Source organism: Pseudomonas phytophila (assembly GCF_025643095.1).
In the GTDB taxonomy this organism is placed as follows: domain Bacteria; phylum Pseudomonadota; class Gammaproteobacteria; order Pseudomonadales; family Pseudomonadaceae; genus Aquipseudomonas; species Aquipseudomonas quasicaspiana.
On the sequence record NZ_CP081201.1, the window covers coordinates 2,628,941 to 2,650,036 of the forward strand.

At 57.4% G+C, this 21,096-nt stretch carries 17 protein-coding genes; 11 read left to right on the forward strand and 6 right to left on the reverse strand.

What is annotated here, in order from left to right; translation table 11 throughout:
* Positions 1-230: 230 nt before the first annotated feature.
* Positions 231-2,159, reverse strand: coding sequence for a transglycosylase SLT domain-containing protein (locus K3169_RS11795; protein WP_122396562.1), 1,929 nt, complete (start codon positions 2,157-2,159; stop codon positions 231-233).
* Between the two features lie 215 nt (positions 2,160-2,374).
* Here K3169_RS11795 and K3169_RS11800 point away from each other — a divergent pair, with 215 nt between their 5' ends.
* Complete coding sequence (locus tag K3169_RS11800; RefSeq protein ID WP_099269234.1) at positions 2,375-4,291, forward strand: ATP-binding cassette domain-containing protein; 1,917 nt, start codon at positions 2,375-2,377, stop codon at positions 4,289-4,291.
* 223 nt (positions 4,292-4,514) lie between these two features.
* On the opposite strand, the gene K3169_RS11805 is transcribed toward K3169_RS11800, so the two are convergent.
* Positions 4,515-4,955 carry a universal stress protein gene (locus K3169_RS11805; protein ID WP_027900624.1) on the reverse strand — a complete coding sequence of 147 codons (441 nt, stop codon included), beginning with the start codon at positions 4,953-4,955 and terminating at the stop codon, positions 4,515-4,517.
* 110 nt (positions 4,956-5,065) lie between these two features.
* Between K3169_RS11805 and K3169_RS11810 the strand changes: the two genes are divergently transcribed.
* The 7 genes from K3169_RS11810 to K3169_RS11840 all read left to right on the forward strand — a co-directional run bounded on the left by K3169_RS11810 (position 5,066) and on the right by K3169_RS11840 (position 13,638).
* Entirely contained in the window at positions 5,066-5,503 is a 438-nt protein-coding gene (locus K3169_RS11810; RefSeq protein WP_231677423.1) for a hypothetical protein, read from the forward strand.
* Between the two features lie 586 nt (positions 5,504-6,089).
* The gene (fadB, locus tag K3169_RS11815) at positions 6,090-8,237 is read left to right on the forward strand and encodes a fatty acid oxidation complex subunit alpha FadB (RefSeq protein WP_263271684.1); all 2,148 of its coding nucleotides are present in this window, start codon (positions 6,090-6,092) and stop codon (positions 8,235-8,237) included.
* A 34-nt stretch (positions 8,238-8,271) separates the two neighbouring features.
* A complete protein-coding gene (gene fadA, locus K3169_RS11820; protein ID WP_027900627.1) occupies positions 8,272-9,447 on the forward strand; it encodes an acetyl-CoA C-acyltransferase FadA in 1,176 nt (391 codons plus the stop codon).
* A 102-nt stretch (positions 9,448-9,549) separates the two neighbouring features.
* On the forward strand, positions 9,550-9,786 hold the full coding sequence (locus K3169_RS11825) for a DUF1653 domain-containing protein (RefSeq protein WP_027900628.1): 237 nt from the start codon (positions 9,550-9,552) through the stop codon (positions 9,784-9,786).
* Positions 9,787-9,900: 114 nt separating this feature from the next.
* Positions 9,901-12,510, forward strand: a complete 2,610-nt coding sequence (gene topA, locus K3169_RS11830; protein ID WP_099269237.1) for a type I DNA topoisomerase — start codon at positions 9,901-9,903, stop codon at positions 12,508-12,510.
* Positions 12,511-12,731: 221 nt separating this feature from the next.
* Positions 12,732-13,253: a DUF6586 family protein gene (locus K3169_RS11835; protein WP_263271687.1), complete on the forward strand. Its 522-nt coding sequence runs from the start codon at positions 12,732-12,734 to the stop codon at positions 13,251-13,253.
* A 151-nt stretch (positions 13,254-13,404) separates the two neighbouring features.
* The gene (locus K3169_RS11840; protein ID WP_027900631.1) at positions 13,405-13,638 is read left to right on the forward strand and encodes a hypothetical protein; all 234 of its coding nucleotides are present in this window, start codon (positions 13,405-13,407) and stop codon (positions 13,636-13,638) included.
* Between the two features lie 21 nt (positions 13,639-13,659).
* On the opposite strand, the gene sulA is transcribed toward K3169_RS11840, so the two are convergent.
* Positions 13,660-14,130 (reverse strand): SOS-induced cell division inhibitor SulA, encoded by a 471-nt coding sequence (sulA, locus tag K3169_RS11845; RefSeq protein WP_027900632.1) that lies wholly within the window; start codon positions 14,128-14,130, stop codon positions 13,660-13,662.
* A gap of 9 nt (positions 14,131-14,139) precedes the next feature.
* Positions 14,140-14,748 carry a transcriptional repressor LexA gene (gene lexA, locus K3169_RS11850; protein WP_027900633.1) on the reverse strand — a complete coding sequence of 203 codons (609 nt, stop codon included), beginning with the start codon at positions 14,746-14,748 and terminating at the stop codon, positions 14,140-14,142.
* Positions 14,749-14,995: 247 nt separating this feature from the next.
* On the opposite strand from lexA, the gene K3169_RS11855 reads away from it, so the two are divergent.
* The 3 genes from K3169_RS11855 to K3169_RS11865 all read left to right on the forward strand — a co-directional run bounded on the left by K3169_RS11855 (position 14,996) and on the right by K3169_RS11865 (position 17,547).
* Complete coding sequence (locus tag K3169_RS11855) at positions 14,996-15,712, forward strand: TetR/AcrR family transcriptional regulator (protein ID WP_099269239.1); 717 nt, start codon at positions 14,996-14,998, stop codon at positions 15,710-15,712.
* An 86-nt stretch (positions 15,713-15,798) separates the two neighbouring features.
* Positions 15,799-16,797, forward strand: coding sequence for a beta-N-acetylhexosaminidase (gene nagZ / locus K3169_RS11860; RefSeq protein ID WP_263272265.1), 999 nt, complete (start codon positions 15,799-15,801; stop codon positions 16,795-16,797).
* A gap of 9 nt (positions 16,798-16,806) precedes the next feature.
* The gene (locus K3169_RS11865) at positions 16,807-17,547 is read left to right on the forward strand and encodes an S-methyl-5'-thioinosine phosphorylase (protein ID WP_231666220.1); all 741 of its coding nucleotides are present in this window, start codon (positions 16,807-16,809) and stop codon (positions 17,545-17,547) included.
* 205 nt (positions 17,548-17,752) lie between these two features.
* Here the strand turns inward: K3169_RS11865 and K3169_RS11870 are convergent, their stop codons facing one another.
* Positions 17,753-20,494 (reverse strand): DEAD/DEAH box helicase, encoded by a 2,742-nt coding sequence (locus tag K3169_RS11870; RefSeq protein ID WP_099269242.1) that lies wholly within the window; start codon positions 20,492-20,494, stop codon positions 17,753-17,755.
* Positions 20,495-20,565: 71 nt separating this feature from the next.
* Positions 20,566-21,090, reverse strand: coding sequence for a CsiV family protein (locus K3169_RS11875; protein WP_231672381.1), 525 nt, complete (start codon positions 21,088-21,090; stop codon positions 20,566-20,568).
* Positions 21,091-21,096: the final 6 nt, after the last annotated feature.

The window sequence follows — 21,096 nt, forward strand, 5'->3', positions numbered from 1 at the left end:
AGCGCACGAGCACCGCGAGGCCGCGATAGCGGTGTATCAGACAGGACGCTATCGCTGCCTCGCGGTGCTCGTGAGCTCCTACAGGGTGAGCAGGTTATATATGCGGAAGCTGTGAGGTCCAGAATCAGACACCAGTTGATCAGCCTTTTGTTGCAGCGCAATGAAGTCGGCATCACAAACAAAAATGCCAGTCAGGTGAGCTGACTGGCATCGGGTATTGCAGTGGTTACTTACAGATCATCAAAGAACCGCTCATGCCAGTCCACCAGCGGTTGTGGCGAGTTGAGCTTCTGGCCGTAGATCACCGAGTAGGACAGCACGTTCTGCACGTACTGACGGGTTTCGTCGAACGGGATGCTTTCTACCCACACATCAAAGGCCAGGTGATTGGCACCCTTGAGCCACTGTCTTACGCGGCCGGGGCCTGCGTTATAAGCAGCGGAGGCGAGCACCCGGTTGCCGTTGAACTGGGCATGGACCTGGCTCAGATAGGCTGCGCCCAGCTGGATATTTTTATCCGGGTCCAGTACCTGTTGTGGCGAAGCCAGCGGGATGCTGAATTTGCGCGCAGTTTCCTTGGCGGTAGCGGGCATCAGTTGCATCAGGCCACTGGCACCAACGCCGGAACGGGCATCGTCCATGAAGGCGCTTTCCTGTCGCGTGATCGCAAAAACCCAACTGGAATGCAGGCCGCGAACGTTGGCTTCACGAACCAGCGTATCGCGATGCGCCATCGGGAAGCGGATATCCAGATCATCCCAGTACTGCGCCTGGCTGATGGTACGAATGGCTGGGAAGTACCATTTCAGGTCGTAGGCCAGTTTAGCCTGGGCAACCATTTCATCACGGTTGAAGTGGCGGCTGACGTGGTACCACTCGCGACGACCATCGACGATCTGCCCGCGTGCATGGAACTCCAGCGCGCGGCGAACGCCCGGTGTATTGCGAACCTTATTGATCAACGCCTGGCTTAGTACCAGCGGCTTGTTGTTGATCTGATAAGCGCTTTGGGTCCGGTCGGCCGCCAGGAAACCATAGAAATCACGTTCCTTGGCCACGTCTTTGTAGAGTGCCGGAATCAGAGGACTGTGTGGTTGAGCCAGCTCCAGCGAGCGGGCTTCCCAGTAGCGCCAGCGATTGGTTTCGGCCAGGTCTTTGGGCAGGCGACGGCTGAGTTCGTAGGCATCTTCCCAGCGACCGAGGCGCAGCAACAGGCGCAAGCGCCATTCGGTGACCGTGTTGTCGCGCAGGTCCGGGTCGTATTTGGTCATGACCTCCAGAGCGCGACCGTCGTAACGGCGTGCCAGAGTGAGGCCGATCTCCTTGGCGATCTGCACTTGCTCTTCATGAGAGAAGTGCATCTTGGCGGAGTAACCATCGAGCATCTCCATGGCTTTCTGCGGATCTTGCTTGGCCAGTCGGCGCAGTCCGAGGCCAACCACGTCAGACATCGCTTCATCCACGGGGGCGAACTGTGCCGGGTTGTTGAGCATCTCCGGTTTTTTAGCAATTTCCAGCAGCAGCTTGCCCTGGGGTGCAAGGCTGTTGAGGCTGTTGACCAGTGTGGTTGCCAGCGGATAGTTACCAGCCTGGGCTGCGAGCTTGGCCCGCTGCCAGCGCTTCTGCTCCGGGAGCTGGCCGTCTGCGGCCCATTGGGCAAAGAAACCGTCACACGCAGCGGGCAAACTTTTGCCTGTCATCCAGAGCTTTTCGGCGCTGGCGTAACCCTCGGCCTTTTTGCCATGCCCCAGCAAGTACTGGCCATACAGGCAGTCGAGTTCCACGAAGTTCATCTTCGGGTCGTAATACTTGACGAAGGTTGCCCAGTCGCCTCGTTCGGCAAGCCAGCGCAACCAGCGCAACTTCATCCAGTTGGCTTGCGGCAGGTCGCCGTGCTCGGCGAGAAACTTCTCGATTTCCGGATTGCTCGCGGTCTTCAAGCGGGCAGTGAGCTCGTCGTAAGCCAGATACGGCTCCAGCGGATAATCCGCGAGTGCTGCGGCATAAGCCCGATAGGGGCCGGTATCGCCCTTGGCCAATGCGCTTTTGGCCACATCGTAATACTGACGCTGTTGATTGAGATCTGCGGCGTAGACAGTTTGAGCCGCAGTAGCAGAGAGGAGCATGCAGGAAAAAAGGCTGAACAAGCGACTGCGCATGAGACTTCCGAGCAGATGAATCGTGAAAAGTATCGCTAGCTTAGCCTTTTGCCAGCTCCGGTTGAAAGCGTTGCGGACCGAGGGTTCGCAACTGGAAACAAATGAGGACGACCCAAGGTGCGTTGTTGCGCATTCCAGACAGCGCGCTTGTCATTGAAACCCGACATATGGCTTCTATCTCAGGTAGAATGCGCCCCCGGTTTTTGGAGAAGCTCATGACCCTGCTCAAATTCAGCGATGTGTCCCTTGCGTTCGGCGCTATGCCGTTGTTGGACAAGGTATCCTGGCAGATCGCCCGTGGTGAGCGGGTGTGCATCATCGGTCGTAACGGTACTGGCAAGTCCAGCATGTTGAAGCTGGTCAAGGGCGTACAAAAGCCCGATGACGGCGCAGTCTGGCGCGCGCCGGGCCTGAAAATCGGTGAATTGCCTCAGGAATTGCCAGTAGCCGACGACCGGACAGTGTTCGACGTGGTCGCTGAAGGTCTGGACGGTGTGGGCGCCTTGCTGGCCGAGTATCACCACCTGGCGCAGAACTGCGTTACCGAGGAAGACCTGAACAAGCTGATGCATGTTCAGCAGGACCTCGAAGCCCGCGATGGCTGGCGTTTGCAGCAACTGGTCGACAGCACCCTGAGCCGCCTGCAATTGCCCGCCGACAAGACTCTTGCCGAGTTGTCCGGTGGCTGGCGTCGTCGTGTCTTGCTGGCCCAGGCGCTGGTTTCCGAGCCGGATCTGTTGCTGCTCGACGAGCCAACCAACCACCTGGACATCGGTGCGATTGCCTGGCTGGAAGACGCGCTCAAGGAATTCCAGGGCGCCGTGCTGTTTATTACGCACGACCGTTCTTTCCTGCAAAACCTCGCAACGCGCATCCTTGAGCTGGACCGTGGCGGTCTGATCGACTGGAATGGCGACTACGCCAGCTTCCTGGTTCACAAGGAAGCCGTGCTGGCGGCAGAAGAAACGGCCAACGCGCTGTTCGACAAGCGGCTTGCCCAGGAAGAAGTCTGGATTCGTCAGGGCATCAAGGCCCGTCGTACCCGTAACGAAGGTCGGGTACGTGCACTCAAGGCTTTGCGCGTTGAGCGCAGCGACCGTCGCGAGCGTACCGGCAAGGCGAATATCCAGCTGGATACGGCCGACAAGTCCGGCAAACAGGTCATGGTTCTGGACAACGTCAGCTTTGCCCACCCGGGTGGCCCTATGCTGATCAAGGACTTCTCCATGGTCCTGCAGCGCGAAGACCGCATCGGTCTGCTGGGTGCCAACGGTACCGGCAAGACCACGCTGCTCAAGCTGATGCTCGACAACCTGCAGCCAACCAGCGGCTCGGTAGATGTCGGCACGCGTCTGGACGTGGCTTACTTCGACCAGTTGCGTCACCAGTTGGACCTCGAGAAAACCGTGATCGATAACGTCGCTGAAGGTCGCGATTTCATTGATATCGATGGTCAGAGTCGTCACGTGCTGAGCTATCTGGGCGACTTCCTGTTCAGCCCGCAACGTGCCCGTACGCCGGTCAAGGCGTTGTCAGGCGGTGAGCGTGCGCGTCTGCTGCTGGCCAAGCTGTTCAGCAAGCCAGCCAACCTGCTGGTTCTCGATGAACCGACCAACGACCTGGACGTGGAAACCCTGGAGTTGCTTGAAGAGGTGCTGTTGACCTTCAAGGGCACCGTGCTGATGGTCAGTCACGACCGGGCATTCCTCGACAACGTCGTGACCAGCACCCTGGTATTCGAAGGTGAAGGCAAGGTTCGTGAATACGTGGGTGGTTATCAGGACTGGTTGCGTCAGGGCGGCTCGCCAAAACTGCTGGGTGTGACTGACTCCAAGTCGGGCAAGGCCGAACTGGCCACCGCAGTGGTAGAAGCTGCGCCGGTTGAAGCCAAGGAAATGCCGGTGGCGAGCGCCAAGAAGAAACTCAGCTACAAGCTGCAGCGCGAGCTGGAAGCACTGCCTGAGCAGATCGATGAAGTCGAGTCGCAGATCGCTGCCCTGACTGCTGAAATGGCCGAGCCTGGCTTCTATCAGCGTCCTGCGGAGCAAACGGCTGCAGTACTGGCACAACTGGAAAACCGTCAGGCTGAACTGGACGGTTTGCTGGAGCGCTGGGCCGAACTGGACGCCTGATACTCAAGGCCAATAAAAAGCCCGGATCAGTGATCCGGGCTTTTTATTGTGTGGCAAGCCACTGAATTGATATGCGCTCTCCGTAGGAGCTGCCGAAGGCTGCGAAGCGTTCAACCTGACACACCGCTATCGCAGCCTTCGGCAGCTCCTACAGTCCAATGTCGGTAGCGAGACAGCGTTTTGTCATGGACGGGGGAGTGCGCTTACTAATCCTGTTGTTGAATCACTCCGCCTTTTTCAGGCGAACGGCGAGTACATCACAAGGTGCGCCATGCAGTACGTCGTTAGCTGTTGAACCAAGCAACAAGGCCAGGCCATGACGGCCATGACTGCCTACGACGATCAGGTCGCATTTTTCCTTGATCGCCAACTCGTGGATTTCCTGGCGAGGCTGGCCATAGACCAGATGCGCTTCACCAATGTGAGTATCTGGATACTGAGACTTCAGTGCAGCAAGCTTCTCCTTGGCTTGATCAAACTGCTGCTGCTGAAGTTGCGAAAGATCCATCGGCACGTCGCCGCCGAAGGCCATGGCCATGGGTTCGACGATATGAACCAGCGACAATTTGGCCCCGTTGCGCTCGGCAATTTCGCGACCGCGGGAAAGGACAGGGTTGCACTCGTCAGTCAGGTCAACGGCGACCAGAACGTGTTCATATTTCATGAGGAAGTCCTCCTTAAGGTTGCGATGCATTCAGTATGGCTCTTTCAGCCCGATCTGGGCAGGCCATTATTTTCATCTTTGGGTAAGCGGATAAAAAGGCAGCAAGCAATATGACGTTCTGGATAATTCTGTCAATCGTTGGCGTAATGCTTAGCCCTTTGGTCTGGCTGCGACCGTCCCGTCAGCAGGGCGGCAGGATGGCTCTGCGTATGGAAGCCCGACGCATGGGGCTCGCCATGCAGCTGTCGGCTCAGGACTGGCCGCACTGGCTGGCCAAAGAGCCGCCAAGCCCCTGCGCTCAATACCATCGGCCCCGACGCGGCAGCAAACCTTCCGTTTGGGCTTACTGGCAGGCAGAGCCCGGCGTCTGGCTCAATCAGTGGCGTGAGCCCTGCGAGGACGCTGCGTTACTGGCGCACTTCAATACCCTGCCGGCGGACGTCTACAAGGTCGAAGCGGACCAGCAGATGATCACCTTGTATTGGGGCGAGAAGGGCGAAGCAGAGGTGTTGCAGCGTATTGCTGCAGTGCTGAAAGCGCTGGCATAGCGTTCACAGCATCAAATTTCAGGCATTAAAAAGCCCGATAACAACATCGGGCTCGGGTTGGCCAGGCAGGCCGGTAATTCTGTGGCGCTTTGCGGTGCAATGCCCAAAGCGGGTGACGAAAGCCTCGACGGATATGGAAAACTTCACATCGTGCTGTCGTGCGCTGAATGTAGACGCTTTGCTCTCATTTGTCGCGCTTTCTTGTATTTATTTTTATGCGTGACCCTATGTGGTGCAAAAACAGGCATTCGCAGGTGTTCACTTTTTGCCGATAAACACAGTGAATAGAGGCTGATCACGCTGGGCTCGAGAGCTCCTGAGCGTGCGATGCTTTAGGGGATGACCCGCATTTGTCGGTGATTCGTCGAATTGACAAACCGCAGGATTTGCATGAAGGTAGGCGCACCCAAATCAAACGGGCGTATGAATTGAGCGTTTGGTAGTAAGACAGTTCTTACAGATCCCGGCTACCGCATCGACGGGTGTGCCTGAAGATTTGGCGTTTCACCGACGATAACGTCGTAGCCGCGCCAGATTTCAGCGTCCGGTGTGTATTGTTCAGCTTCCATATCGTGGAGATCAGTTGATGATTTACGAAGGTAAAGCCATCACGGTTAAGGCTCTTGAGAGCGGCATCGTCGAATTGAATTTCGACCTCAAGGGTGAGTCCGTCAACAAGTTCAACCGTCTCACCCTCAACGACCTTCGTCAGGCCGTGGATACCATCAAGGCTGATGGCTCCATCAAGGGCGTGATTGTCACCAGCGGCAAGGACGTCTTCATCGTCGGTGCCGACATCACTGAGTTCGTCGACAACTTCAAGCTGCCGGATGCAGAGCTGCTGGCGGGCAATCTGGAAGCCAACCGGATTTTCAGCGATTTCGAAGACCTTGGCGTACCTACCGTGGTGGCCATTAACGGTATCGCGCTGGGTGGCGGTCTGGAAATGTGCCTCGCCGCAGACTACCGGGTAATGTCCAGCAGCGCCAAAATCGGCCTGCCTGAAGTCAAACTGGGTCTCTACCCTGGTTTTGGCGGTACCGTGCGTCTGCCACGTATCGTAGGTGCCGACAACGCTATCGAGTGGATTGCTTCCGGCAAGGAAAATCGCGCCGAAGACGCCCTGAAAGTCGGTGCAGTCGATGCTGTGGTCGCTCCTGAAAAACTTCAGGAAGCTGCGCTGGACCTGATCAAGCGCGCTATTTTCGGTGAGTTCGATTACAAGGCCAAGCGCCAGCCAAAACTGGAAAAACTCAAGCTCAACGCCATCGAGCAAATGATGGCGTTCGAAACCGCCAAGGGTTTCGTCGCCGGTCAGGCTGGCCCGAACTATCCAGCCCCGGTCGAAGCGATCAAGACGATCCAGAAAGCTGCGAACTTCGGTCGTGACAAGGCGCTGGAAATCGAAGCTGCCGGTTTTGTGAAAATGGCCAAGACCTCTGCGGCACAGAGTCTGATCGGCCTGTTCCTGAATGATCAGGAACTGAAGCGCAAAGCCAAGGTTTACGATGAAGCCGCCAGAGACGTGAAACAGGCTGCCGTGCTGGGCGCAGGCATCATGGGTGGTGGTATTGCCTACCAGTCGGCCTCAAAAGGTACGCCGATCCTGATGAAGGACATTCGTGAAGACGCCATCCAGTTGGGTCTGAACGAAGCCTCGAAACTCTTGGGAAACCGTGTTGAAAAAGGCCGTCTGACTGCTGCCAAAATGGCCGAAGCGCTCAATGCGATTCGGCCGACGCTGTCCTACGGCGATTTCGGCAACGTCGACCTGGTGGTCGAAGCCGTTGTCGAGAATCCGAAGGTCAAGCAGGCGGTATTGGCTGAAGTCGAAGCTCAGGTAGGCGAAGACACTATTCTGGCTTCCAATACCTCAACGATTTCCATCAGCTTGCTGGCAAAAGCCCTCAAACGTCCGGAAAACTTCGTCGGCATGCACTTCTTCAACCCGGTGCACATGATGCCACTGGTTGAAGTCATTCGTGGCGAGAAGTCCAGTGAGCTGGCAGTTGCCACCACCGTGGCCTACGCCAAGAAAATGGGCAAGAACCCGATCGTGGTCAACGACTGCCCTGGCTTCCTGGTCAACCGCGTGCTGTTCCCGTACTTCGGCGGTTTCGCCCGACTGATCAGTGCCGGTGTGGACTTTGTGCGCATCGACAAAATCATGGAGAAATTCGGCTGGCCTATGGGCCCGGCGTACCTGATGGACGTGGTCGGCATCGACACCGGCCACCACGGTCGCGACGTCATGGCCGAAGGCTTCCCGGATCGCATGAAGGACGACCGTCGCTCTGCTATTGACGCGCTTTATGAAGCGAAGCGCCTGGGCCAGAAGAACGGCAAAGGTTTCTACGCTTATGAGACCGACAAGAAGGGCAAGCCGAAGAAAGTCACCGACTCTGCTGTGCTCGAAGTCCTCAAGCCGATCATCTACGAACAGCGTGAAGTGTCCGACGAAGACATCATCAATTGGATGATGATCCCGTTGTGTCTGGAAACCGTACGCTGCCTGGAAGACGGTATCGTCGAAACGGCCGCTGAAGCTGATATGGGCTTGATCTACGGCATCGGTTTCCCTCCGTTCCGTGGCGGTGCGTTGCGCTACATCGACTCTATTGGTGTCGCTGAATTCGTTGCCCTGGCCGATCAATATGCTGATTTGGGCGCTTTGTACCACCCGACCGCGAAGCTGCGTGAGATGGCCAAAAACGGCCAGAGCTTCTTCGGTTGAGAGCTTCGGTCAAGCGTCTTTCAGGAGTGAATGTATGAGTTTGAATCCAAGAGATGTGGTGATTGTCGACTTCGGTCGCACACCCATGGGCCGCTCCAAGGGTGGCATGCACCGCAATACCCGTGCTGAAGATATGTCCGCGCATTTGATCAGCAAGCTGCTTGAGCGCAACAACAAGGTTGATCCTGCCGAAGTTGAAGACGTGATCTGGGGCTGCGTCAACCAGACCCTGGAGCAGGGCTGGAACATCGCGCGTATGGCGTCGTTGCTGACACAGATCCCACACACGTCAGCGGCGCAGACGGTCAGTCGTCTGTGTGGTTCCTCGATGAGTGCGCTGCACACTGCCGCGCAAGCGATCATGACCGGTAACGGTGATGTGTTCGTGGTCGGCGGCGTTGAGCACATGGGGCACGTTGGCATGATGCACGGCGTTGATCCAAACCCGCACATGTCTCTGTATGCCGCCAAGGCATCGGGCATGATGGGTCTGACCGCAGAAATGCTTGGCAAAATGCATGGCATTACCCGTGAGCAGCAGGATGCCTTTGGCGTGCGTTCCCACCGATTGGCCCACAAGGCCACGCTGGAAGGCAAGTTCAAGGACGAGATCATCCCGATGCAAGGGTATGACGAGAACGGTTTCCTCAAGGTCTTCGACTATGACGAAACGATTCGCCCCGAGACAACCCTGGAAAGCCTCGCAGCCTTGAAGCCAGCCTTCAACCCGAAAGGCGGTACTGTGACGGCGGGCACATCTTCGCAAATCACCGACGGTGCTTCGTGCATGATCGTGATGTCCGCCCAACGGGCTCAGGACCTTGGTATTCAGCCATTGGCGGTGATCCGTTCCATGGCCGTGGCAGGTGTGGATCCGGCAATTATGGGTTATGGTCCTGTTCCGGCGACGCAGAAAGCCTTGAAACGCGCGGGTCTAAGCATCGCTGATATCAACGTCTTCGAGCTCAACGAAGCTTTCGCTGCACAGGCCTTGCCAGTGCTGAAAGATTTGAAAGTGCTCGACAAGATGGATGAGAAGGTTAACCTGCACGGCGGCGCGATCGCCCTGGGCCACCCGTTTGGTTGCTCCGGCGCTCGTATTTCCGGCACTTTGCTCAATGTCATGAAGCAAAATGGCGCCAATCTCGGTGTTGCAACAATGTGCATCGGTTTGGGGCAGGGTATCGCTACCGTCTTCGAACGCGTCTGACGCGTTTGTTTGATGCGAGCCGGGGCCAGGTGCCCCGGCTTTTGTATTTTTGTATAAGCCATTCCAGAAAAGTTTTTCAGTTTTTTTCGCGAGGACAGCAACATGAATTTACAGCCAGGTCTCTATCGCCATTACAAAGGCCCCGAGTACCGCGTATTCAGTGTTGCCAGGCACTCCGAAACCGAAGAAGAAGTGGTGTTTTACCAAGCGCTGTACGGCGATTTCGGGATGTGGGTGCGGCCGCTGAGCATGTTTCTCGAGTCCGTCGAGGTTGACGGCGAGCAGGTCCCGCGCTTTGCTTTGGTTCAAGTCGAACCGAGTCTCTTTTCCAGGCCGTGAGGCGAGTTCGATCACTATCCCGTGCTTGACCTCCTCTTGTAGCCACTATATATAGCGGGGCCCTGACAGGTTCCAACCGTCTTTCATTTTCAGTATTCAGGAATTTTCTGATCCATGGGCAAATCGCTGGTCATCGTGGAATCCCCGGCTAAGGCCAAGACCATCAACAAGTATTTGGGCAACCAGTACGTGGTGAAGTCGAGTATCGGCCATATCCGAGACCTGCCCACCAGCGGTTCGGCTAGCGCCAGTAAAGAACCCGTCAAACGTGGCAAGGCCGCGGTTGGCGAAGGGCCGGTGCTCACGCCTAAAGAGAAGGCGAAGAAGCAGCTGGTCGCCCGCATGGGCGTCGATCCGGATCATGGCTGGAAAGCCAAGTACGAAATCCTTCCCGGTAAAGAGAAGGTGATCGAAGAGCTGCGTCGGCTCGCCAAGGATGCTGACACCATCTATCTCGCGACGGACTTGGACCGCGAGGGGGAAGCCATTGCCTGGCACCTGCGCGAAGCCATTGGTGGGGATGACAGCCGCTACAAGCGCGTGGTGTTCAACGAGATTACCAAGAAAGCCATTCAGGAAGCGTTCTCCAAGCCGGGCGAGCTGGATATCGCCCGCGTCAACGCTCAGCAGGCACGCCGTTTCCTCGACCGGGTCGTGGGTTACATGGTGTCGCCGCTGTTGTGGCAGAAGATCGCTCGTGGCCTGTCCGCCGGTCGTGTGCAGTCGGTTGCCGTAAAGCTGGTAGTGGAGCGTGAGCGGGAAATCCGGGCGTTCAACCCTGAAGAGTATTGGGAAGTGCACGCTGACCTGGGCACTGCCAAGGGCGCCAACGTGCGTTTCGAAGTTGCCCGGGAGAACGGCGAAGCGTTCAAGCCGCTCAACGAAGCTCAAGCCATGGCGGCGCTGGAAAAGCTCAAGGCTTCCAGCTACAGCATCGCCAAGCGTGAAGACAAGCCGACCAGCAGCAAGCCTTCGGCACCTTTCATCACCTCGACCCTGCAGCAGGCTGCCAGTAACCGCCTGGGCTTTGGCGTGAAGAAAACCATGATGATGGCCCAGCGTCTGTATGAAGCGGGTTACATCACTTACATGCGTACCGACTCCACCAACTTGTCCGCTGACGCGGTAAGCATGGCGCGCGATTACATCGAAGCCGAGTTCGGCAAGAAGTACCTGCCGGAATCGCCAAACGTCTACAGCAGCAAGGAAGGCGCACAAGAGGCTCACGAAGCGATTCGTCCTTCTGACGTGAACACGCATCCGAGCAAGCTGAGCGGCATGGAGCGCGATGCTGAGCGCCTGTATGAGTTGATCTGGCGCCAGTTCGTTGCATGCCAGATGCCTCCGGCGCAATACCTGTCGACTACTGTCAGTGTCGCGGCCGGGACCTTCGAGTTGCGTGCCAAGGGTCGTATCCTCAAGTTTGACGGTTACACCCGTGCCTTGCCGCAGATGACCAAGCCGGGCGATGACGACGTATTGCCGGACATGGCTCAGGGCGAAACCCTGAAACTGATCAAGCTCGACCCGAGCCAGCACTTCACCAAGCCGCCTGCGCGTTACTCGGAAGCGAGCCTGGTAAAAGAGATGGAAAAACGTGGTATCGGTCGTCCGTCGACTTATGCGGCAATCATCTCGACCATTCAGGATCGTGGTTATGTAGCGCTGCACAATCGCCGTTTCTACTCCGAAAAAATGGGCGATATCGTTACCGAGCGGCTGTCCGAGAGCTTTTCCAACCTGATGGACTATGGCTTCACGGCCGGTATGGAAGAAAATCTCGATGACGTTGCCCAAGGCGAACGTGACTGGAAGAACGTGCTCGACGAGTTCTACGGTGATTTCCGCAAGAAACTCGAAGTGGCTGAAGCGCCGGACAGCGGGATGCGTTCCAACGAACCGGTGATGACTGATATTCCGTGCAAGGTGTGCGGCCGCCCGATGCAGATTCGTACTGCATCTACCGGTGTGTTCCTTGGTTGCTCGGGTTACAGCCTGCCACCGAAAGAACGTTGCAAGGCTACCGTCAACCTGACGCCGGGCGATGAAATCGCCGAAGACGACGAAGGTGAATCCGAGTCCCGTGTCCTGCGCGGCAAGCATCGCTGCCATATCTGCAGCACGGCAATGGATGCTTACCTGCTGGATGAGAAGCGCAAGCTGCACATCTGCGGTAACAACCCGGATTGCGTTGGCTTTGAAGTGGAAGAGGGCAACTACCGGATCAAGGGTTACGAAGGTCCAAGCCTGGAGTGTGACAAGTGCGGTAGTGAGATGCAGCTCAAGACGGGCCGCTTCGGCAAGTTCTTTGGCTGTACCAATCCTGACTGCAAGAACACTCGCAAGCTGCTCAAGAGTGGCGACGCAGCTCCACCGAAGATGGATCCGGTGAAGATGCCTGAGCTCAAGTGCGATAAGGTCGACGATACGTACATTCTGCGTGACGGCGCATCCGGGTTGTTCCTCGCGGCCAGTCAGTTCCCGAAAAATCGTGAAACCCGCGCCCCGCTGGTCATGGAGATTGCACCGCACAAGGACGAGATCGATCCGAAGTATCACTTCCTGTGTGATGCACCGAAAAAAGATCCGGACGGACGCCCAACAGTGATCCGCTACAGCCGCAAGACCAAAGAGCAGTACGTTCAGACTGAAGTGGAAGGCAAGCCAACCGGCTGGAAAGCGTTCTACGACGGCAAGGCCTGGAAGGTCGAAGACAAGCGTTGATTTAACGCCTGACTGAACACAAAGCCCTCGGTATGCTGGTCGTGCCGAGGGTTTTGTTGTTTTGGCTGGGTGAAACTCCGGTAGGAGCGAACTTGTTCGCGAGCCGTTGTGGCTGATACACCGCTTCGCGAACAAGTTCGCTCCTACCAGGAAGCATTTAATTGAGCTAATTTGACAAGGCCTGGCTTCAGGTCTTGCTCATCGCTACGGAGACTGCCGCCATGGCGCACGAACTGTATACCCGCACCAATCAAAAGATTTATTTCGCCGGTCTCGCTCTGGAGTCCATGGGCAAGGCGCAGGAAGGCCGTGCCATGAACGCTCAGGCGCTGTTGCAGGCGGAGCGCGAGTCGGCGTTGTTCCATCTGTATGGCGCTTTGCTGGGTTTGTGTCACGAGATCGCCGGTTACTATCGTCTGCCGCAAGCCAATGCGCCACGTGCCGAGATGCTGCTCAATCAGGAAGTGCTGGATGCTCTGGCGATTCCGGAAATGGCCGAACTGGTTGAGTTGGCTCAACACCGGGAAACCTGGCTGGCTCAGTTGCTGGCAGCGTACAACGCCTTGTTCGAACCGCCGCGTGCGCCGAAAAAAGTGAAAGGCGATGTAACACAGCCATTGATTGTGGCGGTCAACCTCGATGAAAAGCCTGAAGTTGAGCTGACCCGCGAAGAACTGGAAAGCTGGCGCCAACAGCTCAAAGGGCTGGCGATTCGCTTCCGCGAAGGCCTCAGCGAGTGCTGAAGTGCCGTGATGGATGGCTCAATGCCTTCGGTTTTCAAGCCGGCTACTGCAAACAGCTCCGGCAGTACGGCTTGTCATAAAACGGGAACAGACCCTAGGGGCTGGGTCGACAGGCTGCTACAATGTCGGCCTTTCGTGGAGTACTGCCCTGATGCCAACATCGTTTCTTGAAATTGTGGAACTGCCTGACGGCCGTATAGAGCTGCGTCGTGCCGATGATGAGGGGTCGTTGGTGACTTTGGATTTCTCCGCCGATGCCAAAGAGTTCCTGCAAGGGCAACACGTCGAAATCGCCAAGGCAATGTTGAGTGTTGGTGTACAGATGGCGGGTCGTCTTGCTGAAGGCGAGCTGGAAAAAGATACCGGCCCGCGAGTCCTTCACTGAAGCTGACTTCGCCCGTAATACCTAGCCCAGACGAATGTTGAGGCTCTGTGCATCACCCATTTTTGCCGCGCTGATCAGTTGTTGACGCAGTCCTGTACCGAGCGGATTGATCCAGCTGACAACCGTGTGGCTGCGGCCGAGGCGAAGTGCCTCGCGCGTCAGTTCAAATGCGCTTTGCGTCCCGCGTGGCTGCAGCAACAAGATCCGTTCGCGGTTGAGTCCTGCATCACGCAGCCAGCTTTGGGTAAGGCTGGACGGTGGTGCGATCAGGGTCAGCCATCGAGCGTTGGACTCTTCGCTCAGTTCACGCAGGATTGGCGCCAGTAGACTCAGGCAGTTTCCAGCGGCACCACGCAATGACAGCTCACTGAAGACTTCAGGTTCATTGTTCCATGACGGTACTGCGGCTTCTTTGAGCATGGGCGCAATAGGCTGCGCGAGGAATGCTTCAAACAGCGGAAGTTGTGATTGCGGGGCCTGGACGAACTGCATGATGTCTCCTTAGCGACGGATAACGCCGACGCTCAAACCTTCGATAACCAGTTCCTGATCCTTGAGATTCACTTCGATGGGCGCGAAGTCCGGGTTTTCGGCAATCAGCCAGACTTTGCTGCCTTCACGCTTGAATCGCTTGACCGTCACTTCGTCGCCAATGCGCGCTACCACGATCTGGCCGTTGCGGGCCTCACGGGTGGTGTGCACGGCGAGTAGATCGCCATCAAAAATGCCGACATCTTTCATGCTCATGCCTTGCACCCTTAACAGGTAATCGGCACTTGGGTGAAAAAATGCAGGGTTGATGTTGCAGGATTCTTCAATGTGTTGCTGAGCCAGTATCGGCGCACCTGCAGCGACGCGACCGATGATGGGCAAACCACTTTCTTCGGGCTTTGCTTCAAAGCCTGGGATGCGAATGCCCCGGGAAGCGCCCGGCGTCATCTCGATAGCGCCCTTGCGAGCGAGGGCTTTCAAATGTTCTTCTGCGGCGTTGGGCGATTTGAAACCCAGTTCCTGAGCGATCTCCGCACGGGTAGGCGGGTAGCCGTTGTCTTCAAGACAGCGCTTGATGAATCCCAGAATTTCAGCTTGGCGTGGCGTCAGTTTAATCATGTTGATCGCTCTGTCTTTTTATACAGTGACTGGGATTATATACAGTGCGAGCGAGTTGGCAATCGTCCTTTTCTCAGACTTGTTTTCGAGCTCCGGGGGCGGCGCGCCAGGGCGGACCAAGTGGGTGGCTACAGCCCGCGGTTTATATGGTTAAATACGCCCCTGTCGGCCCATGGAGTATCGCGGACTTGACAGATACATAATCTGAAACGTATGTTTCAAACAAGTGTTTGTCAGGCAGAGAACCATGGCCCAGTCGGAAACAGTTGAACGCATTCTTGATGCTGCCGAGCAGTTGTTCGCGGAGAAAGGCTTCGCAGAGACGTCGCTACGGTTGATTACCAGCAAGGCGTCGGTCAACCTCGCGGCGGTCAACTACCACTTCGGCTCCAAGAAGGCGCTGATTCAGGCTGTGTTCTCGCGCTTCCTCGGGCCTTTCTGTATCAGCCTTGACCGTGAGCTGGAGCGCCGTCAGGCCAGGCCTGATCAAAAGCCGACGCTGGAAGAGTTGCTGGAGATGCTTGTCGAACAAGCCCTCGTGGTGCAGCCACGCAGCAATAATGATCTGTCGATCTTCATGCGTCTGCTTGGTCTGGCGTTCAGCCAGAGCCAGGGCCACTTGCGCCGTTACCTGGAAGACATGTACGGCAAGGTTTTCCGCCGCTACATGGTGCTGGTCAACGAGGCTGCACCTCGCATACCTCCCATTGAGCTGTTCTGGCGTGTGCATTTCATGCTCGGTGCTGCGGCGTTCAGCATGTCCGGCATCAAGGCGCTAAGGGCAATTGCCGAAACCGACTTCGGCGTCAACACCTCGATTGAGCAGGTCATGCGCCTGATGGTGCCGTTTCTTGCAGCTGGCATGCGCGCTGAAACCGGTGTGACCGACGCAGCAATGATTGCTGCGCAACTCAAGCCGCGCACCAAAAGCAGCTCTGCTATCCCCAGTACCGCCAAGGCCTGACTGTTCGCGCATTGCGCCAGGCTCGATGATCAAGCACCATTGCCCGGACTGGATATCGGCAATGGTGTTTTTTTATGAGTTCTGGCCTGCAAGGCTCTTTAATGGTGGATGTCGCGGGCACCTGGTTGACCGCCGAGGATCGCCAGTTTCTGCGTCAGCCCGAAGTGGGCGGCCTGATCATTTTTGCCCGCAACATCGAGCATCCGCGTCAGGTTCGTGAGTTGAGCGCGGCGATTCGCGCGGTGCGGCCTGATTTACTGTTGGCAGTGGACCAGGAGGGCGGTCGCGTGCAGCGCTTGCGTCAGGGTTTTGTGCGACTGCCTGCCATGCGTTCGATTGCTGACCAGCCCAATGCCGAGGCGCTGGCTGAGCACTGCGGCTGGCTGATGGCGACGGAAGTTCTGGCGGTAGGCCTGGACCTGAGTTTTGCGCCTGTGCTTGATCTGGACTACCAGCGTAGCGCTGTTGTCGGTACCCGCGCTTTCGAGGGTGACCCCGAACGAGCAGCGTTGTTGGCAGGCGCTTTCATTCGGGGCATGAATGCCGCTGGCATGGCCGCCACCGGCAAGCATTTTCCAGGGCATGGCTGGGCTGAAGCTGACTCCCACGTAGCGATACCCAATGACGAACGCACTCTTGAGCAGATTCGCGCCAATGATCTGGTGCCGTTTGCCCGACTGAGCCAGCAACTGGCGGCAGTGATGCCCGCGCATGTGATTTATCCGCAGGTCGATCCCCAACCCGCTGGTTTTTCCCGGCGCTGGTTGCAGGAGATTTTGCGCGGTGAGTTGAAGTTCGACGGCGTGATTTTCAGCGATGACCTGTCCATGGCGGGTGCCCATGTGGTTGGCGATGCTGCCAGTCGTATTGAAGCCGCATTGAGCGCTGGTTGTGACATGGGGCTGGTCTGTAATGACCGAGCGGCCGCAGAACTGGCGTTGACTGCTGCACAGCGGCTCAAGGTCAAGCCGTCGCCCCGTATCGCCAGGATGCGCGGTCAGGCTTTTGCCAGCACCGAGTATCGTCAACACCCGCGCTGGCTTGCCGCGCTTGAAGCCTTGCGCACCGCGCAATTGATCGACTAAGGATTTCTCATGACTGTTTACGCGATTATCGGTGGTACCGGGCTGACTCAGCTCGAGGGCTTGAGCATTCGTCAGTCTTTGCCGGTGAATACACCCTACGGCGTTCCTTCCGGCGAGATTCAGATCGGTGATTATGCCGGTCGCGAAGTGATGTTTCTGGCGCGTCACGGCCATCCACATCGCTTCCCGCCCCATCAGGTGAATTATCGCGCCAATATCTGGGCCCTGAAGCACGCCGGTGCCGAGGCCATTCTGGCGGTCAACGCGGTGGGCGGGATTCATCCGGCCATGGGCACCGGGCATTTTTGCGTGCCCCATGACCTGATCGATTACACCAGTGGTCGTCAGCACACGTTCTTTGCTGATGATCTGGAGCAAGTGACCCACATCGATTTCAGCTACCCATACAGCGAAGCGCTGCGCGGACGTCTGATTGCGGCGTTGGCGGCTGAGGGTTGTGAATTCAGCGAGCGGGGCGTTTATGCCTGCACACAAGGGCCGCGTCTTGAAACTGTGGCCGAGATCATCCGACTTGAGCGCGACGGCTGCGACATCGTAGGCATGACCGGCATGCCGGAAGCTGCGCTGGCTCGTGAGCTGGAACTGGAATATGCCTGCCTGGCGCTGGTGGTCAATCCGGCCGCGGGCAAGTCGTCCGCTGTTATCACCATGGCTGAAATCGAACAGGCCTTGCATGACGGGATGGGGAAAGTGAAGGCGACACTGGCACGGGTGCTGGGCGCGGTTTGACAAGGTTTACTGTGCAGGAGCCGAGCTGGCTCGCGATGAACGATGACTCTATATTCACGATAAACCGCAGTGTTTGAATCGCGGGCAAGCCCGGCTCCCACAAATATCGGCGATCCCTGTAGGAGCTGCCGAAGGCTGCGAAGGCGGTCTTGTCTGACACACCGCCTTCGCAGCCTTCGGCAGCTCCTACAGGGGCGTAATGCCCTTACTTCTTGTCCTTCCTGGTCTGCGCCGGCAATGGCGCAAACAGGGCGGCAATGTCTTCGCTTTGCAGCTTCCAGTCGCCCGTCACCCGGCCATCGAGCACCCCGGCTGCGAGTGCTGACTTTTCCTGCTGCAGGCGCTGGATCTTCTCTTCCACGGTGCCTCGGGCAATCATCTTGTAGACGAATACCGGTTTGTCCTGGCCAATGCGATAAGCACGGTCGGTGGCCTGATTTTCTGCTGCCGGATTCCACCATGGATCGTAATGGATCACGGTGTCGGCTGCTGTCAGGTTAAGACCGGTGCCGCCTGCTTTCAGGCTGATCAGAAAGATCGGCAGCTTGCCCGCCTGGAACGCTTGCACGGGCGTGCGTCGGTCTCGGGTCGATCCGGTAAGGAGGGCGTATTCAATGCCGCGCTGCTTCAGTTCGGCTTCGATCAGGGTCAGCATCGAAGTGAACTGCGAAAACAGCAGAATCTTCCTGCCTTCGGCCAGCAGCTCTTCGAACATCTCCATCAGGCTTTGCAGTTTGGCGGAGTGGCCCTGACGCGGGTTGGCCGGTGCGCTGTTGACCAGACGCAAGTCGCAACATACCTGGCGCAGCTTGAGCAACGCCTCAAGGATGATGATCTGGCTGCGCGCTACACCTTTGCGGGTGATCTCGTCGCGGACTTTCTTGTCCATGGCCAGGCGAACAGTTTCGTATACATCGCGCTGGGCTTCGTTAAGTTCGACCCAATGGATGATCTCGGTCTTGGGTGGCAGCTCGGTGGCGACCTGTTCCTTGGTGCGACGCAGCAGGAACGGTTTGATTCGCGCGTTCAAATGCTGAAGGCGCTCCATGTTGCCGTGCTTCTCGATAGGATTGCGGTAGTTGCTGTTGAATTCCTTGCTGCTGCCCAGCCAGCCCGGCATCAGGAAGTGGAACAGCGACCACAGTTCGCCCAGATGATTTTCCAAAGGTGTACCACTGAGGCACAGACGTTGTCTGGCATTCAGGCTGCGAGCGGCCTGGGCGGCTTTGCTGTTGGGATTCTTGATGTATTGCGCTTCATCAAGGATCAGCGTGTGCAACTGCAGCTTCGCCAACACTTCTTCGTCACGAGGTAGCAGGGCATAAGTCGTCAGAATCAAGTCATACTGATTCAGATTTTCGAAGTCGGCGTGGCGATTGGCGCCATACAACGCCAGTACCCGCAATTGCGGCGTGAAGTTCTCGGCCTCGTCCAGCCAGTTGGGAATCAGGCTGGTGGGCATCACGGCCAGCGCCGGACGATCCAGGCGGCCGGCCTGTTTCTCCATGAGCAGGTGTGCCAGGGTCTGCAGGGTTTTACCCAGACCCATGTCATCGGCCAGCACGCCACCGACTTCCAGTTCACGCAACGACTGCATCCAGCTCAGGCCTTCGTGCTGGTAGGGCCGCAATGTGGCGTTAAGCCCTTCGGGTACGACGACCGGAGCGTCCTTGATATTGGCCAGCCGGTCCGCGAACTGGCGTAGACGATCGCCGCCTTGCCAGCTCAGGGGCAAGTCATCCAGCTCACCGAGGCGCGTGGCGTCGGCAGTGTTCAGCCGTAACGAGTTGCTGCCTTCTTCGCGCCAATAAAAATCGCCCAGGGTGGCCAGTACCGGTTTCAGACGCCCGTAGGGCAGGGCGATCTGCACCGGCCCACCGCCATTTTGGGTGAAGTGATTGAGCTGCACGAGCAGTTGTTCGTCGTCGCCGCGCTTGGCGATCCCGGCCGCGCTCATCAATTCCGGATGACTGCGCAGCAGGTTGATCAGGATCGGAAGCAGACTCAAGCGTTCGCCGTTGACGATGATGCCCAGTTCCAGATCGAACCAGTCGCGCTCGGCCTCTTCGTCAATGACCGCGTACCAGTCGTCCACGGGCGTCACGTCGAAGGCAAAGTCGTCAGTGATAACGATTTCCCAGCCTTGTTCTTCAAGGCGCGGCAAGTCGTTGAGCACGAAGTGCAGCCAGGCCTTGTCGTTGGGCAGGTCGAACATATCACCGGCGGTGTCCGGCAGCGCTTTGCTTTGCCGCGTTGCGACCCGGAAACCCATGTCCTGCAGAACCTGGCGTTGCTGGCGTTCCAGCTCGCCCTGACGGCGGATACGCAGGGTCTCTGTTTCACGGTGTTCGATGATGTCGCTTTTCTGGTTAACCAGATCGCTGCCCAGAGAGCTGACCAGGATGCTGACGTTAGCCGTGCCGGTGGCGTAGTGTTTGTCGTAGCCGAAGGCAAGGGCGGCGCGATGCTGGATGTGCCGTTGCATGCGGCCGTTACGCGGTTCGTAGGCGCTGAACTCGACGCTGGCCAGCATCAGGCGTGGCTGCGGCTTGATGTCATCGACCAGTCGTTCGGGCAGGGCTGGCGCTTTTTCGATGCGCGGTCGCTGCACAGACGGAGTGGTGTCCAGCGCAGCCTCCAAAGCGTTGCTGTTCTGCGGTGCATGAAGATAAAACAAGGCCGCCACACAATGCTTGCAGTTCTCGCGCATCGGGCAAGTGCATTTGCATATCAGGGCATTGGCGAAGCGGTCAGGGTCTCTGAACTTGAAAGTCTGTGTATAGACTTCCGAACCTGAGCCTCGGCATGTCGTACGTGCGGAGTCAGGGTTGAGTTCCTCAAGCTGAATACGGTCTTCGTGGGCATAGTCAAACCCCCGTTCAACGGTTCTGCTGGTAAATAAATCTGTCCACGACCAAGCGAGGACCTTTTCAAGATTGGACGACACAGTTCAGGACAGCCCTACGCCGTAGCGATGCTTGAATGGAAAAAGAAGCACGTGTTGCGCTACTTGAATAATTAAAGAGGCGATACTTTCACCAGCATGGCCAGACTTCCGTGGTCCATATAGATCAATTCGCCGTTCTTGACCCGGGTGGTCTGTTTCAGGCGTTCGCTGCTGGTCAGCACACCATGGGCATCAAGCTGGTTGACCCAGAAGTCTGCCGCGATATCGGTGAAGCGTGCAATGCCTATGCTCAAGGTGCCTTCAATCGGGAAGTGTCCCCACCGTTCCTCACCGCTGCTGACGGCGACCTTTCCCGGCTCCGCACTCAGGCTCTGCTGCCAGGCGCGGTGCAGCAATACCTGATAAGTACCGCTGGCGTTGAGTTTGTCAGCCAGGTCCTTCAAGGCAACGCCGCGCTCACTCTGTGCATCAATCTTCTGTGCGTTGGCTGCCCAGTTCTCGGGTGCGACCTGACGCGTTGCAGCCGGTTCGCCTTGCTGGCGGAACAGGATCATTTCGACCTGAAAGTTGCCATCGGCAAAGGCTGCTGGCGCGATCAGCGTCAGCAGCAGGATGAGTGAGTGAAGCACACGCATGGATGA